12 protein-coding genes and 2 pseudogenes are annotated in these 14,890 nt (G+C 58.0%); 6 read left to right on the top strand and 8 right to left on the bottom strand.

From position 1 onward, the window contains the following. Positions 1–187: 187 nt before the first annotated feature. Complete coding sequence (locus ACQY1P_RS18685) at positions 188–343, bottom strand: hypothetical protein (RefSeq protein WP_430254839.1); 156 nt, start codon at positions 341–343, stop codon at positions 188–190. 143 nt (positions 344–486) lie between these two features. On the opposite strand from ACQY1P_RS18685, the gene ACQY1P_RS18680 reads away from it, so the two are divergent. After that, positions 487–1,515, top strand: a complete 1,029-nt coding sequence (locus ACQY1P_RS18680) for a response regulator (protein WP_430254837.1) — start codon at positions 487–489, stop codon at positions 1,513–1,515. Between the two features lie 500 nt (positions 1,516–2,015). Here the strand turns inward: ACQY1P_RS18680 and ACQY1P_RS18675 are convergent, their stop codons facing one another. Next, on the bottom strand, positions 2,016–2,855 hold the full coding sequence (locus ACQY1P_RS18675) for a hypothetical protein (protein ID WP_430254835.1): 840 nt from the start codon (positions 2,853–2,855) through the stop codon (positions 2,016–2,018). Between the two features lie 913 nt (positions 2,856–3,768). Here ACQY1P_RS18675 and ACQY1P_RS18670 point away from each other — a divergent pair. From ACQY1P_RS18670 to ACQY1P_RS18660, 3 genes are read left to right on the top strand one after another with little or no spacing between them, the layout of a single operon-like run. Then, entirely contained in the window at positions 3,769–5,052 is a 1,284-nt protein-coding gene (locus tag ACQY1P_RS18670; RefSeq protein ID WP_430254833.1) for a hypothetical protein, read from the top strand. Next, positions 5,052–8,465 (top strand): hypothetical protein, encoded by a 3,414-nt coding sequence (locus tag ACQY1P_RS18665; protein ID WP_430254831.1) that lies wholly within the window; start codon positions 5,052–5,054, stop codon positions 8,463–8,465. The genes ACQY1P_RS18670 and ACQY1P_RS18665 overlap by 1 nt, the downstream gene beginning before the upstream one ends. Then, entirely contained in the window at positions 8,462–9,238 is a 777-nt protein-coding gene (locus ACQY1P_RS18660; protein WP_430254829.1) for a hypothetical protein, read from the top strand. Before ACQY1P_RS18665 ends, ACQY1P_RS18660 begins: the two co-directional genes overlap by 4 nt. A 47-nt stretch (positions 9,239–9,285) precedes the next feature. Here the strand turns inward: ACQY1P_RS18660 and ACQY1P_RS18655 are convergent, their stop codons facing one another. The 4 genes and pseudogenes from ACQY1P_RS18655 to ACQY1P_RS18640 all read right to left on the bottom strand — a co-directional run bounded on the left by ACQY1P_RS18655 (position 9,286) and on the right by ACQY1P_RS18640 (position 11,021). Next, a complete protein-coding gene (locus ACQY1P_RS18655) occupies positions 9,286–9,543 on the bottom strand; it encodes a DUF2312 domain-containing protein (protein ID WP_430254827.1) in 258 nt (85 codons plus the stop codon). 116 nt (positions 9,544–9,659) lie between these two features. Continuing rightward, positions 9,660–9,794 (bottom strand): annotated as a pseudogene (locus ACQY1P_RS18650) (GapR family DNA-binding domain-containing protein); the annotation flags it as partial. Positions 9,795–9,891: 97 nt separating this feature from the next. Further along, entirely contained in the window at positions 9,892–10,200 is a 309-nt protein-coding gene (locus ACQY1P_RS18645; RefSeq protein ID WP_113109767.1) for a DUF1244 domain-containing protein, read from the bottom strand. A 23-nt stretch (positions 10,201–10,223) separates the two neighbouring features. After that, on the bottom strand, positions 10,224–11,021 hold the full coding sequence (locus ACQY1P_RS18640; RefSeq protein WP_246453970.1) for an N-formylglutamate amidohydrolase: 798 nt from the start codon (positions 11,019–11,021) through the stop codon (positions 10,224–10,226). A 290-nt stretch (positions 11,022–11,311) separates the two neighbouring features. Between ACQY1P_RS18640 and ACQY1P_RS18635 the strand changes: the two are divergent. Together ACQY1P_RS18635 and pyk are read left to right on the top strand one after the other, a co-directional pair. Beyond that, positions 11,312–11,686, top strand: a pseudogene (locus ACQY1P_RS18635) (DUF1036 domain-containing protein); the annotation flags it as partial. Then, a complete protein-coding gene (gene pyk, locus ACQY1P_RS18630; protein WP_062460890.1) occupies positions 11,686–13,125 on the top strand; it encodes a pyruvate kinase in 1,440 nt (479 codons plus the stop codon). The pseudogene ACQY1P_RS18635 and the gene pyk, both read left to right, overlap by 1 nt. A 62-nt stretch (positions 13,126–13,187) precedes the next feature. Here the strand turns inward: pyk and ACQY1P_RS18625 are convergent, their stop codons facing one another. Beyond that, the gene (locus ACQY1P_RS18625) at positions 13,188–14,225 is read right to left on the bottom strand and encodes an alpha/beta fold hydrolase (protein ID WP_430254824.1); all 1,038 of its coding nucleotides are present in this window, start codon (positions 14,223–14,225) and stop codon (positions 13,188–13,190) included. A 9-nt stretch (positions 14,226–14,234) separates the two neighbouring features. Beyond that, complete coding sequence (locus ACQY1P_RS18620) at positions 14,235–14,888, bottom strand: tetratricopeptide repeat protein (protein WP_430254822.1); 654 nt, start codon at positions 14,886–14,888, stop codon at positions 14,235–14,237. Positions 14,889–14,890 lie beyond the last annotated feature (2 nt).

Below are 14,890 nucleotides of genomic sequence, written 5' to 3'. Positions count from 1 at the left end.
GCTTAGTTGTTTGAAACTAGGAGGATAGTTGATGAGGCTGATGATTCGGTCAAGCTCCGGAAGAGGATGTTATTTAGCTCCACCTGTGCTTTGACGGAAGAAAAGGAGCCGGCGCGGACTTACGTGGAAGACGAAGGCGTGCCGTGCTTACAGTAGGCCATGAACTGGCGAAGTCGTAAGCCGCCTTCTAGCCGTCCGACGAGAAGCGAACATGGTCGAATGCTTCAGCAGCGGGTTGCGGCATGACTTCTCCCGATCCGTTGCCATCCATGGCCATTCGAGCCGCGAACGACGGCGCAGTCAATCCTGTCGTTGCGCCCGGCGCGGAGAGCGCCCAGTCCATTACGGCGTCCTGGGCATCCGCTTCCTCTTCCGGACCCATCTTCGATACGGGTACCCGCCTACTGTGGACATGCCGGCCCCGCCCCTTGCAAGTAAACCGGTACGGTCATCAGATATAGATACTGAACACATTGAGAGCATCTGATGAGCGACATCTTCATAAGCCATGCCACTGCCGATCGGGACCTTGCCGAGCTGCTGGTTGATTTCCTCACTGATGCCATCGGCGTACCAGAAACCAGCATTTTTTGTTCTAGCCTTGAGGGTCACGGCAACCCGCTGACGCACGACTTCAACAAGAACATGCGGGAGCAGATACAGCACCCGAAGCTCGTCATTCTGCTGATGACTCCAGCCTATTTGGACAGTCGGTTTTGTGTCATGGAGCTGGGCGGAACGTGGGCCTTAGAGCTGAGGCCTCTGCCGATTATCGTGCCGCCGATTACCTTTGCGGATGTGACCAACACCATCGGCCAGATACAGGGCTGGAACATCACCGACAACAAAGGCCTTGAGACGTTCCGGCAGACCGTTCTGAAGACGTTGGACACCCCCGGACGCGGCAACCACAACTTTCAACGGAAGCGACTGCGTTGGGAGGCAGACCTTGCGGCAGCTCTGGAACGGCTTGCGCCCTCTCCGAAAATTCCCGCCGAGATGTATAAGGAACTCAAGGATGATAATCAGGTGCTAAAGGTAAAGCTTGCGGAGCGTAGGCAGGAGCTTTTAGAAGCCCGTGCGCAGCTTCAGGCAATGAAGTCCATAAGGCCAGTTGCGCTTGTTGTTGAGAGTGAGCCTCTTATAGCGGAAGACATTGCCTCTATCTTGGAAAAGCAAGGTTACACCGTTGGCATCGCACGCACGGGGGCGGAAGCTATGGTGCAGGCAAATAGATTGAAGCCCGACCTCATGACTACCGAAATTCGCCTGGCTGACGGAAGCAACGGCGTTGATACCGTCCATGAGATACAAGCCATTTTCGATACGATAGCAGTATTCGTCACAGCCTATCCGGAACGGCTCTTGAGCGTGAAGCGCCCCGAGCCTTCGTTCCTCGTGACCAAACCCTATGACCCGGCCAACCTAAAAGCGGTGCTGCGTGAAGCCCACGGCACGCTGCTGGGAATGCGTGAGCGCGAAGCCCGCCTAGCCGGTCAAGCAAGCAACGACTAGCGCGGCACGGAGCTGAACAGGAAGCATTTGCCCTGAGTGTTGCCACACTTCCGGCAGCGCAGATAAGACTCGGGTACTGGTCTGTTTCGGCCCAAACCGGCCATTGGTGGCCGAATGCGATGGCACAGCCTCGCCTTCATCTCGGCCCTAGGATTTACGACGGTGTATCAAGACCGGACTCCGATCCAGGTTGGTCGTGCGTTCAGAAGGGTCCTGTCCGCTAAACCGGCTGTCCGATAATAAAATGTGTACCTTGCGGACAGGCAACTGCGGCAATAAACGATTTCCACAAAGGTATACCCGTGCAGACCAACCTCTGTACCCCGCCATATGTCCCCTTCCGTCGAGGATGAAACGGGTAATGGAAGATCGTATGCGTTCCACAGGAGTGGCTTGAACGCTACCAAACCAGCCGCACCCCATGGGGGGAATGGCAGCGCAAAGGGACTTAAATATCCCCTCGCAAATTCACTGGCCCGATCCGGGCCGCACCGCAAGCTTTAAGCACTGGTGGGTTTTTGTGCCTGCATAAGTCGCCATTCGATGTATGTTTCGCCGCTGCATTCACAACGGACGCCAAGGCGGGAGCCAACTTTAAGCTCTTTCTCCATGTACATAATGGGGACGAACTTCTCTTCGCCACATGACACACATTGTACTGGGAAATTTCTCCTCTGGAATTCTTTTGTTTCACTTAAGTAGACATAGCTTTCGTAGCATCTTGGGCTAATGCAGTTTACAATCTGCCTGTCCTTTAACAGCGCGAGGCGGCGCTTGTTCATTATCCCGCATGAACATTTAAAGGACATAGAAGCACCAGTTCCTCCCAAAGTGAGTGTACTTGCATCAATTCTTTCAATTTCGGCCAAAGCGTCCAACACAGCCTCCCGTATTAGTTCCGGGTCGCCGTACCTCCGAAGCTCATCTGCGCTGCCTTTGGGAATTTTTACGTGCAGTGCTGCGTTGGCAAGTTTGTTCCAAAGCTTGCCGAGCCTTTTTGGATCAAAACCTACTTGGGTTCCTACTTCAACCCAGTTCGTCTCCGAATAGTCTTCTGCCGTTGGGTCGTCAGCATTTGATCCCAGGGGTTCCTTTGAAATGCTGAGCGTAAAGATCGAAGCGGCACGCGGATCAACATTTTGTATTAAGGCATCAATAATTTGTCGTGGTTGCCATGCCCGTAAATCATCATGCGAAATGTAGTCGTGTGCAACTCGAAGACGAGAATAGCAGATTAGCTCGATAGCGAGCCTGCACTCTAAGGCTGCATACGTGAGACTGGCCTCGGTGTTTTCCTGCAAGAGCTTCTTAATGGTCTCGATTGCTTTTGGATTGTACATATGTTCCGCTATCCCTCCTCGTCGCCTGCGACGTAACGGTAACGCTCGTGCCGTTGGCTTTGTAGTGGTTGCAGCAACAATAACTCAGCTCCTGCGCGAGGTTCCCTCCGCATCCGCCATCTTCGACGCCAAAACCCGCCAGTCCGCCCCGGCCGTAACAGCCGTAAAACTCGACGCTGTTCATGTCTCCTTATGGCGCATTCTTGACATCAATATCGTAGCGGCATTTTTCGGAGAGCCCAATCGAGCTTTGGTCAGTGTGCGAGGAAACACCGCTTACCGTTCATGCGGCACCTGAGGGGGGCCTCTCACTCCCGCCTTCGCTCGGGAGAAGCTTTAAATTCAAGGACTCCCGGTTTCATTAGGAACGCGAGAAGCACCGAAAAATCAACAAGCTTTTTTGGAGGCGACGACTAAGCCGAAGGATTCGATGGGGTCGTGTTGTCGCCTCTGATGAGGTCGCAGGAGGCTACCTAAAGGATTCGAAATATTCTTAGATCGCAATATTGTCAACAATTATACTTCGTGAATAGCATATATATACGTTGAAATCAAATGAATAAGCGAGACATCGCCGTTATACATTGTGACGGCGGTGGATCTTTACATCCGACCGCTGCTCCTTGATTTGGTTGCCTTACCTGATGGGAGATGACGTGATGAAAATAAGAGATCGATCATCCGACGATATGTCAGATGTCTCTTCGCGTACCGACTGGGCGATCCAAGACACGTCAATCCGGAGACAGTCCGACGGTGAAACGGGTTTGAACTGATGAAAAATTATAAAGTTGCTGCGCCTGGTCAGCTAGGCGCTTCGCTTAGTGCGGTATGTGCGCCCGAGGAAACGGACTCGACACCAGTAAGCGTCGTGCTTGATATCCCGGTACGGATCCGCAGGGGAAGGGATACCATGCTGGTTCCGTTTCCGCTCCTGATTGTTCCGACTGAAGACGGTCAAGTGGAGGTCCCGGATGACGTTTTCCAATTCGCGTTAAACCGCGCCAAGGTAGAAAAATTCGACGCCCTGCGACGTATGTTTGTGGCAATTGGTTCGCTACATGATTTCTGGCGACGTTCAGGTCGTCCGATGGAGGATGGAGAAGATGCGGACCTGACCATTTGGAATTATATGGCGGAGCGTCTGGCCTCCGTTTTATATTCTACGGTGCGAGCCGAGTTTGGCGACATTCGGACCTATGCACGCTTTTGCCGCGATCAGGACCGGGGCGATTCTCCCTTCGCACGCGCGCTCAAGGCGGACAGCAAGCTCTTCAGTCAGAGATTGCCGATGCGGCCGACCGCGGAATTCCTGCAGCATCTTGACGTTCAGCGACGCCGCTGGGCTGATCTGCAAGAAAGTGAAGCGGCCTTTCCGACGGACTTGAAGAAGCTATCCGGCCCTTCCGTCAAGTCGGGAACGAAGCTCGTCAGGTTCCCGACGGAGCTTCAGATGGACGACATGATCGACCTTGAGCCAAACCCGCTGTACCGCGCGCTGTTGTGTCTGCTCGCCTCACACGGCGCACGGCTATCGGAGTGTCTCCAAATGTGGCGATGCGACGTGCTGCCGTCAGTATACGCAAGCAAGTTCGGCGCGTCGGACGACGGCAATCCCTTCATCATTTATGCCCATCCCTCGGCGTCAATCTGGACCGGTAAAAGCTTTGCAATACGAGGCAACGAAACTCGTAAAGAGGTGCTGGAACGCGAGTGGTCGACGACGCCGTCCCCTTGGAAACACACTCGCAAGGATCGGGACGGATGGAAGTCCATGCTGCTGTTCGATCGGAGGGCGCTCTCGTGGGGGTTCTGGGTGGTCGACCGCTATGCGAAAGAATTCGCGCGTCTGGTTCCTCATATCTTCGGGCTGCACGAACAGTTCGAAACCGAGGCTCGTCACCCCTACTTCTGGATCAACCCCAGCGATCCTCAACATCGTGGCAACAAGATGAAAAAGAGGAACCTACGACGGATTATTGGCGTCGCGTGTCAACGAGTGGGCATCGAACCTGTTTTCGATGACGGCGGCCACGGCCATGGCTTAAGGCATTTTTGTGAATGGTACGCCGAGAAGAAAATCGGCATGTCGCCTGAGGAAGTTCAGTTAGTGCTTCGCCATCAGAGCGTCAACTCGCAGGAGACATACGGCCGGCGGTTGGCCGACGTGCACACTAAGCTCAAGGGAAGGTGCTGATGTTGGAGGTATATCCCGAGGAACATCTGTCTTTTTCTGACTCAGATGGTGGTTGCGCAATCAACGTGTCGGAGAATTTTGTACTCCTTCACCCGCCCGGTAAGATCGACCTCTCCATGCTTTGGCAGGAATTCACGCAAACTTTGCGCCAAGAGTTCCGAACTCTGCTCGTCATGGAATACGGTGAGGTGGTGCAGCGGTACGGTAATTTGAATCTCAATGAAAAGCATATCAAGGATCGTTGGCATACGCCGTTCGGACTACTTTCGCGCGGCGTTGACGACAGACTTCACATCTTAGAGAACCGTGCGGTGGTCCAGGCGCTGATCAAGCTTGGGGTCGTACCGGCGCTCACGCCTCACGGGCGCCCGCGACAGAATATTCCACGAGAGTCCGGAACTGTGACGCAGGTCCTTGCGGGTCTTCCTGCCGACACGCGCATCCAAGTCATTGACCTCGTCCTGAGCGGCGATCTCGATGACGCGTTTCGTTTAAGCCAACGAGATCTCCTTGGTCTCTCGGCCCTTAAGAGAACGGTGCTGTCACGCGACACCAGCACCGTTGAGGCCTTACGACACATCGCGGACCAGATGGAACGAAACGTCGCTCCAGTCCCCAAGATCAAGGGCGCCTCTGCTGCGAAGGGGACCGGCCGCTCCTATGCTCCAATCTGGTTTTCACAGTTCCTGGCTGCGCGAGGCATCTGGCTCTTTCCAATGCGAATGTACGACAGGCTCCTTGCTTTCTGGCCCGACCATTTCCGGCCACTTCTGCTGACCATGTCCGTTCCAGCGCACTCGCGCGATATAGCTGACGCTGTTTTAGGTAGCATATCGCGGGATCTGACGTCTCTCCGTCAGGTTCCCGCCGTCTTCGCGATGGCAGCGCTTTCCAGCAATATGTGGTCGGAGCGCCGCTTCTGCTCAGCGGGTCTTTTCCATATGAAGGCCCACTTGGGTGCCCCCGACGGTGGACGGTCCGCATCGATCAACCATGTCTACAAGTTCTTAATGTCTTGCTTCGATGTGGACGTGCTCCAGCGGGACGAAGCCCGTCTGATGGACGGGCGCAAAAACCTGTCGTCGATACAGGCCTTCCGTTGGGTCGACTATCCATCAAAGTCAAACCTGCGCAAAGTTTGTAGGATCCTTGAACGGGAGTGGTCCGACGTGGCCGTTCCGCAGCACACCCGACTACTCGCCGCCGAAATCCGCGAGTTGCTGCCGACGTTCAAGGTACAGCACATGAAACAAGTCAGGAACGCGGTTGAACTTTTCCTGATCTACACGCTGCTGCTTACGGAGGACCGCAGGGTGAGCCGCCTCCGCGACATCCGTCGGTATGACCATGTCCGGTCGGAGACGACCATGGAGGAGACGTTCTTCGAATTTCTGCTGACGCGATGCAGCGATGTCGGCTCTCACTCCGCACGCGCGTCGATTAGCAAGATGAGCCAGCTATGGAAGGCCGGCGCTCTTAGGGACGGTTACGACAGAGACCTTCCGTGCCCCTTCGACACATCTTTCGACCGTATGCCGAAGAAGGGTGGAAGGAAGGGCAGGGCCGGAAGGGCTCTGGATCAGGAGGTGGTCGACATATTGATCGAGCTGAACCGAAAGGACGACTACGGGTTCGCCCGCAGCCTGGGTTTGTACGAATTCAACGTCAGGGACGTCGCTACAGGCGAATATTCGACCGTCTTCTGGCCGGCCGTCGCGATCGCCGCGGACATATCGTTGCGGACCGGACACCGGCTGCGGTCGATCCGTTGGCTTGACTCCGGGGAGGGTGATGAGCGGCTGTACGATCCGGTTACGATGACTGACCAGCCTAACATGCTCTCCTGTGCTATGCCCGGAAGGCAGATGTTTGCAGTCCGCCGACTTCGATTGGATGATGACAAACGTACCGAAGTCAATGCGATGTACTTGTGCGTCGCGAAAGGTGGGCCCTATGAAACTGCCTATCTTCCGCCAGAACTGATCGAGCCCATCTGCAAAATGCGTGACCTACAGATCAGGTTCAATCCGATGAAGGCGCCTGTGGCCTCCATCGACAATAAGGACAGGGTGGCAGAGACCCAGGACGATCTGTTTGCGCCCGTCTTCCCGGTGCTTCGATTTCCTGGGACCTTTCAGGATGTCGTTTCCGACGCTAGGGCGAGAGCTTATTACAAGGCATTACTAAAAATGGCCCAGCCGATCGTCAACAAGCGGCTGGGTCGGGATTATCCTTTGGTGGATCTTGAGGCTGATCTCGTTTTGGCCACCTATCATGACAATCGACGAAGCTTTGTCACTAATAATGATGAGGCGGGAATTCCTATCGCTGTCAGCAGGGTTCATCTTGGACACGCGGCCGATGCTACGACGCACAAGTACAATCGCGTGCGGGACCGGCGCATTCATGGCCTCGGTCAACTCGCTACCTACGACGCTGATCTGCTCGAGGGCCTCGCTGACAACCGGCCGGACGCTCTTCAGCAGATCGGTGCGCAGGTGGAAGCAGTTTCGGGAAAGGACTCTCCTCAGGCTTCGAGATTTCGCGAAATGCGCAAGGGTGGACGGTTCCCGCCCCTCGACATCTTCATGCACTGCCTCTGTCTGGGAGGCGACTGTGCGACGGGAGGTAGAAAAGGTAGCCAAGCCATTCCGGTCTTTCGTCCACGGGCGTGCGGTGGGTGTACATATAGCGGCAGGACATGGGCTCAGCGCGCTGGTGTAGTCAATCGTATCAACCTCCTCAAGATCGAACTCCGAATGTCCGGGAATGCAAGCGCAGAGCTTAACCGGACGATCGCCCGGCTTGAGGCCGATGGGCAGCCCGTTCAGGCACTAGCCCGCAATGCGGCTTCCGAGGAGACACTTCGTCGCAATCTGGCCAATGAACTGCGCCTCGAGCAGGATCATCTCAAACGCCTTGACATTGCTGCGAAAGCGGCGCGGCTCGCCGGCCGCTCGCCGAGCTCGGTGGTGCTGCTGAACTCCGAATTCGATTTAAGTAAGGTAGAAACCGAAGAGCGCCGTGTCCACGACTTCGAAATGCTTCAGATCGTCATGAAGGATGCCGTCCTTATTCCTGCGGCGCGCGTGGAGTTGCCACCCGTCGTCACATTCGAACTTGAGCGGCAGGTCCGATCCATCCTCCGGGCGAACCGTCTGGAGCATGTGTTGCACCGGATTCCGGAAGGCGAGAAGATCGAGTCGCTCGTCGCCATCGGCGACATATTCCTCGATCTGTTTGGAGAGGTGGAGGACTTCCAACGGGTCCTCGACGACAGTGCGAAAGATATGCCGCAGCCGGCGATCGAGAACCTTGCCGCCGCCATCGAGGAAGCGGCGACGAAGCCGCGGCGTGATGGAACGCTCCAGGCCGCGCGTTTACTCAATGCGTTGGAAGGAAACGCATCTTGAACAAGCGATTGGAGTCGGAAGCAATTCTGCAGGCGCTGGTGCTAGAGGCCGAGAACAACGGGAGCGAGGTTCGTCTGGCCACGCTGTCGAGGCTGAAGGAAGCCTGCGACGATGTGCTCTCCGGGGAGGCGCTCAAGCTGGCGCGGGAGTTAGGGTGGAGGAAGGACTGGTTTATGCCGAATCGTCCGCTTGTCGTCCGCAGCGTTCACGAGTATCGGAAAATGAGGCACAACAGGTCTCCGCGCACTGAGCCGACGGGCCCGACGCGAGACACGATCGCACATGACCATGGTCTTTCGTCCTACGTGAAAGCGCGCGAGAGTGAGCGCATGGCAGTGAACCGACCGCCCCGGCCGAGATCCGGTACGCGAGCACGCAGATCTGACGACATCATTGCGGAGAAACTGGATTTTACTGATCAAGCCATCGTAAGGACGGAGCTGATCGAAGGCCGGCTTGCAAAGCTCAAGTTTGATACGCTCGCAGCGTTCTTCCATAGGCTGTCAGGAATCGACCTCGGGAATCGGGAGAGCTTCTCGTTCGAAGACGTCGCCAGCTCGATCAGGGGCCAGATATCTACTGATGATCGCGAGGCACTCGCGAGACTTGCGGTTCGACTGTATGACAACGAGCTTCTAGTGACCATGGGACTTATCAACGAGGCGGGACGCATCCGGACAGACTACGGCGATGCCGTCCTTGTGAAGACCGACGAGCTGAGAGTGCTGGTCCGGCTGGCAGGGCTCGACGCCCAGTCCAATACCGTGGGCTGACGAGCCTAAGTGCCGCCGGCCGACGAGCCGGATCGACGCTCCAGTTATCACTCCATGCCAAGCGCAGCCATGTAGGTCTGCAGAATTGTTTCCTCCTCGATGCGCTCGTTGGCGTCCTTTTTCCTTAGCCGGATAATCGTTTTCATCGCCTTTGTATCGTAGCCTCGGCCTTTCGCTTCGCCGAATACATCCTTGATATCATCGGCGATCGTCTGCTTCTCCTCCTCCAGGCGCTCGATGCGTTCGATGAACTGGCGCAGTTCGGCGGCGGCGACGTTCGTAGTGCTTGTCTCGATCTCGCTCATGTCTGACTTCTCTTTCCGGGTCGGCCGTCCTGGCGACCGCACATACCGTCTCGGCCATATATGCTTCGACCAAGTTGTTGAATTTGCTTTGATAACATAGAATCTGAGGGGGTTTAGAAGCCCATGCCCTTTGCCTCGCCGTAGACATCCTTGATGTCGTCGGCGATGGTCTTCTTCTCTTCTTCCAGTCGCTCGATACGCTCGATAAATGCGCGGAGCTGGTCGCGGGCGACGCCATGAGCATCAGACATCGGGGCCTCCTGATCTTGATCTGTGTTGATTGGCTGTCACCTGCCGAAAAGCGGCGGCAAGGTCAAGGCCCAAATACGCGGGCCTTGTCCGTGGGCGTCAGCCATGGGTCGGCTTGTTGCCCTCGAATGCGGCTTTTTGAGCGCCTGTGGATTCTCCCTGGTGCAGATTTTTCCAGTCCTCGTAGGGCATGCCATAGACGATCTCGCGGGATGCATCCTTCGTGAGCGCAAGGCCTGCCTCGTCGGCTGCGTCCTTGTACCAGTTGGACAGGCAGTTTCGGCAGAAGCCGGCCATGTTCATCAGATCTATGTTCTGAACGTCGGTCCGCTCGCGCAGATGTGACACGAGGCGACGGAAGGCTGCAGCCTCGAGCTCGGTCTGCTGTTCCTTGGAAAGTTCGGTCATCGTGACCTCCTTTGTCTGAACGCTCACGCGGGGTAGGGGCCGGTGCGCGACGGAAAGATTTTGTACTCGTGCAATGTGGGGTCTGCATTGAGCGTCGTGAAGATCGGCGCCAGTCTTTGTGCCCAGTCCTCGATGCCTTGCTCGTCGCCGATCAGGTCCTGGCGCACTTCGAGCAGGGTGTGCGGAATGCCCGGGATCATGCAGTGCCGGTACATGGTGTCGCCCCTGAGTGCGCCGTCATAGGGTTCGTTGTCGCCGACGACGATATCGCCGGGAAGGCGAAGCTGCTCGATCAGCGGCACCACGACCCGATCGTCGGTATCCCACAGTACGCCTGCATGCCAGGGCCGCGGCGTTTCGCGCCAGAACGGCGTGAAGGAATGCAGCGACAGAACAAGCGGTGCCCGGCCGGACGCGCTGGCCCTTGAAATCGTCTGTTCGACGGCGCGGTGATAGGGCCGGTGGTAGGTGGTAAGCCTGAAATCCCATTCTTCCTGGGTGATCGGGTGGTTGCCGGAAACGATGGCGCCGTCGGAGATCTTCATGATCAGCGTCGGATCATCTTCGCCGCGGTTCGGATCGATCAGCAGGCGGGAAAAGCAACCGAGCACGGCCGGCACGTTCAGAATGTCGGCCAACCGGCGGGTCAATCCCTCGATGCCGATATCGAAGGCGATGTGGCGCCGGAATGCGTCCTCTGGCAGGCCAAGATCGCCGTAGCGGGCGGGCAGGCGGTTCATTGCGTGGTCGGCGAGAAGAACCATCCCGCCGTCATAATCGCCGTCTATGATTTCGAACGGTTGGAAGTCGTCTGTGTCCATCGGGGCTTGTACCATTGTTTTGCGCAGCCTGTCCCGGTGATATCTCGGCCGTTTCCTGCCATGGTCGCCGCGGACAAGGCAAGCGGCCCCCGGCGGGCGTTCAGAATATAATCGATTAGATTGCGTTGACTTTCAAACCCTGCCGCGCGAGAAAGTGCATCACGAATAACCATGGAGTCCTGACGGAAACCGTGTCGAAAAAATCCCTTAGAACATATCTTTCCGCCCTGTTTTCTGTGCCTGCCGTGGCATCCGCGCTCTGCGTCAGTGCGCCGCTGTTGATGGCGTCTCCGGCACTTGCGGATTTCCGCGTCTGCAACGGAACCCAGAACCTCGTCGGCGTGGCGATCGGCTACCGTGCCAAGGATGGCTGGAACACCGAAGGCTGGTGGCAGGTACCCGCATCAACCTGCGCGACGCTGATCGAAGGCGAGCTGCAGTCCCGCTATTATTATCTGTATGCCGAGGACGCGGCCCGCGGCGGCCGCTGGACCGGCGGCGTCAACATGTGCGTTGCCGAGAACGAGTTCAAGGTCGTCGGCGTCGACGACTGCTTCACCCGTGGCTTCCAGCGCATGGGTTTCAAGGAATATGACACGGGCCGTCAGGGCAGCTGGATGGTCCAGCTTTCAGACACGTCCGGATCCCAGGAAGGCCAGAATTGATGAGGCGATACCGCAAAGTTAAGATCCTTGCCACACTCGGCCCGGCATCCTCCGACGAGGAGATGATTGCCAAGCTGCACGAGGCAGGCGCGGATCTTTTCCGCATCAACATGAGCCATTCGAGCCATGAGATGATGCGGACGCTGATCGAGCGTATTCGCTCCGTCGAAAAGAAGTCCGGTCGCCCGATCGGCATCCTCGCCGACCTCCAGGGTCCGAAACTGCGCGTCGGCAAGTTTGCCGATACCAAGGTGACGCTGGTCCCAGGCCAGACGTTTACACTCGACAATAACGAGGCTCCCGGCGACGAGAACCGAGTCTTCCTGCCGCATCCCGAAATTCTCGAATCGGTGAAGGTCGGCGATCGCCTGCTGATCGATGACGGCAAGCTGGCGCTGCGGGCCGAAAAGGTTGACGGAACGTCGATCACCTGCACCGTCGTGGCCGGCACCGGCATTTCCGACCGCAAGGGTGTGAGCCTTCCCGATACGCTGCTCGCCGTTGGCGTGCTCACCGACAAGGACCGCGCCGATCTCGATGCCGTGCTTGAGACCGACGATGTCGACTGGGTCGCTTTGTCCTTCGTTCAGCGCCCGGAAGATCTAGCCGAAGTTCGCAAGATTGCCCGCGGCCGCGTCGGCATCATGTCGAAGATCGAAAAGCCGCAGGCACTCGAGCGGATCGACGAGATCATCGATCTCTCCGACGCCGTCATGGTGGCCCGTGGCGATCTTGGCGTCGAAATGCCGATCGAGGCGGTCCCCGGCATCCAGAAGCAGCTGACACGCGCATGTCGCCGCGCCGGCAAGCCGGTCGTGGTCGCGACCCAGATGCTGGAATCGATGATCAGCGCGCCGGTTCCGACCCGCGCCGAAGTTTCCGACGTCTCGATTGCCGTGTTCGAAGGTGCCGATGCGATCATGCTGTCGGCCGAATCGGCGTCCGGTCAGTATCCGGTCGAAGCCGTTTCGATGATGGCGTCGATTGCCCGCAAGGTGGAAGACGATCCGCTTTATCCGAGCATCATCTACGCGCAGCGCGCGACGCCGGAAGCAACCGGTGCCGACGCAATCTCGCTTGCTGCCCGCCAGATTGCAGAGACGCTGCGGCTTGCCGTGATCGTTACCTACACATCGTCGGGCACAACAGGCCTTCGCGCTTCGCGCGAGCGTCCGAACGTTCCGATCCTGGCACTGTCGCCGAGCGTCAAGACCGCGCGTCGACTGTCGATCGGCTGGGGCATGCACTGCGTCGTCACCCACGACGCGACTGACCTCGACGACATGGTCAACAACGCCTGCCGCATCGTCGCCTCCGAAGGCTTCGGCAAGCCAGGCGACCGGATCATTATCTCGGCCGGCGTGCCACTGGGCACACCGGGCGCCACCAACATGCTGCGCATCGCCTATATCGGCGCAGATGGACAGAGTGGGGTGTAAACCCGCTTTCAACAGTGCGAAATATGAAAGGCCGTCGGAGTGATCCGGCGGCCTTTGTCGTTTCAGGTCTTCTCGATCGAGAAATCCATGTCCGGCATGGGCTCGTCGACCACCTGCGCCAGTCGCGCCTCGACCCTGCGGGCAACGGACTGCAGGTCGCGGTGGTGGCCTGCGAGCTTTTCGATCCCGGCTATGGCGAGATCGGTCGCGAGGTAATCCGGCTTGTGGCCGAGGCCGCGGATGACGACCAGTTCGGCACCGGCGACGGCGGCCGTCAGCGCCTTCGCATGGATATCCATCGAGACGATCTTGTCGCTGTCGCCGTTGATTATCAGCGTCGGTGCGGTGATCTCGCTGTAGCGCGGTGCGACCCTGGTGACGTAGTCGTTGAGATTGGCGACGTCGATCGCGTTGTTGCGGAAGTTCTCGGGCCGCAACACCAGTGCGGTGGCGCCGCCGTCCAGATAGCGGTCCGGACGGGGGTTGGGATGGAAGACGGCATGGGTTGCCTTCTCCATCAGCACCAGCCCGGCAGGCAGCGCCAGGAAGCGGGTAAACAGGCGTCCGAGATAAGGGCGGGCTGCCAGATTGTAGTACCAGTCGACGCCGCCCGGCCATGGATGGGTGGCAGGCGCAAGCAGAAGCAGGCCCGCTGTCTTTTCCGGGTGGTAAAGCGCGAAGGATGTGGCGATCGCGCCCCCGAAGGAGTGACCGACGATGATTGCCTTGTCGATGCCGTAACGATCCATCAGGCGCGCAATCGTGTCGGCCTGGCCATCCGGGAAACCGTTCTCTTCTCCGCCACGCTCGGAATAACCGTGACCTGGACGGTCGACGAACAGCATTTCGGCGCGCCCTTCTAGCGGTCTGCGGAACGCTGCTTCCTGGTCCTTCAGATTGCCGCTGGCGCCGTGGATGAAGACGATCGGGGGAAGGTCGCCCTCGGCTGGTGCTGCGACGTGAAGGGCGTTGATGCGGATATCGCCGAGATCGGTAAGTTCACCGTCGTTCGGCAGGTTGGCCTCGATCGCTTTCGCCTTCCAGGCCGTGAAGCCGAAGCCGAATGCGATGAGAGACAAGATGAGAGGTACAATCCCCATGGCGGCCCATCAGGTTCGGTTGCCGGCGATCTTTTCGGATAGCTTGGTCACAGCCTCCTGCGCCTCGCGATCGGCGGGGTAGATGTCGAGATAACGCTCCCACGCATTCAGCGCCTGGCTGTCCCGTCCGGCTTCGGTGAGGATTCCGGCAAGACCGGCCAGCGCGCCGAAATGGCGAGGCTCACGCTTCAGCACTTCGGCAATATCGGCCATCGCCTTGCGCTGGTCGCCCATCGCGTAATGCATTGTGGCGCGGCGGTTCCAGCCTTCGACATAGGCGGGATCGATGAGAGTGACGCGGTCGAGGAAGTCGAGGGCGGCGGCGTTGCGCTTTTCCTTGGCGGCCGTGGCCGCCCAGCCCATCAGGAGATTGACTGTGGGACTGCCCGACTCACCCATGTTCATGGCGATCTGCGTGGCGATGCCGCGCGCCTTTTCCGGATTGCGCTCACGTTTCAGCGCCGCAAATAGCGGGTCGACCCTGGCGTTGAGAGGCTGGCCGGCATTCGGTGCTGCCTGCGTACCTCCCTGCGCCGGACTTTCCAGCGGCGGAGCGGGAGGCATCGGTTGGGATGGCGGCATGGGCTGGGGCAGCGTCTGCGCAAAGGCAGGCGCCGCAACACACACAGCAAGGATCACGAAGCTTGAACGAAAATAGCGCATGC

Origin of the sequence: Neorhizobium sp. DAR64872/K0K18, from assembly GCF_050500175.1 — a bacterium.
Taxonomy (GTDB): Bacteria; Pseudomonadota; Alphaproteobacteria; order Rhizobiales; family Rhizobiaceae; genus Neorhizobium; species Neorhizobium soli.
This window is presented reverse-complemented; position numbering and strand designations above follow the sequence as displayed.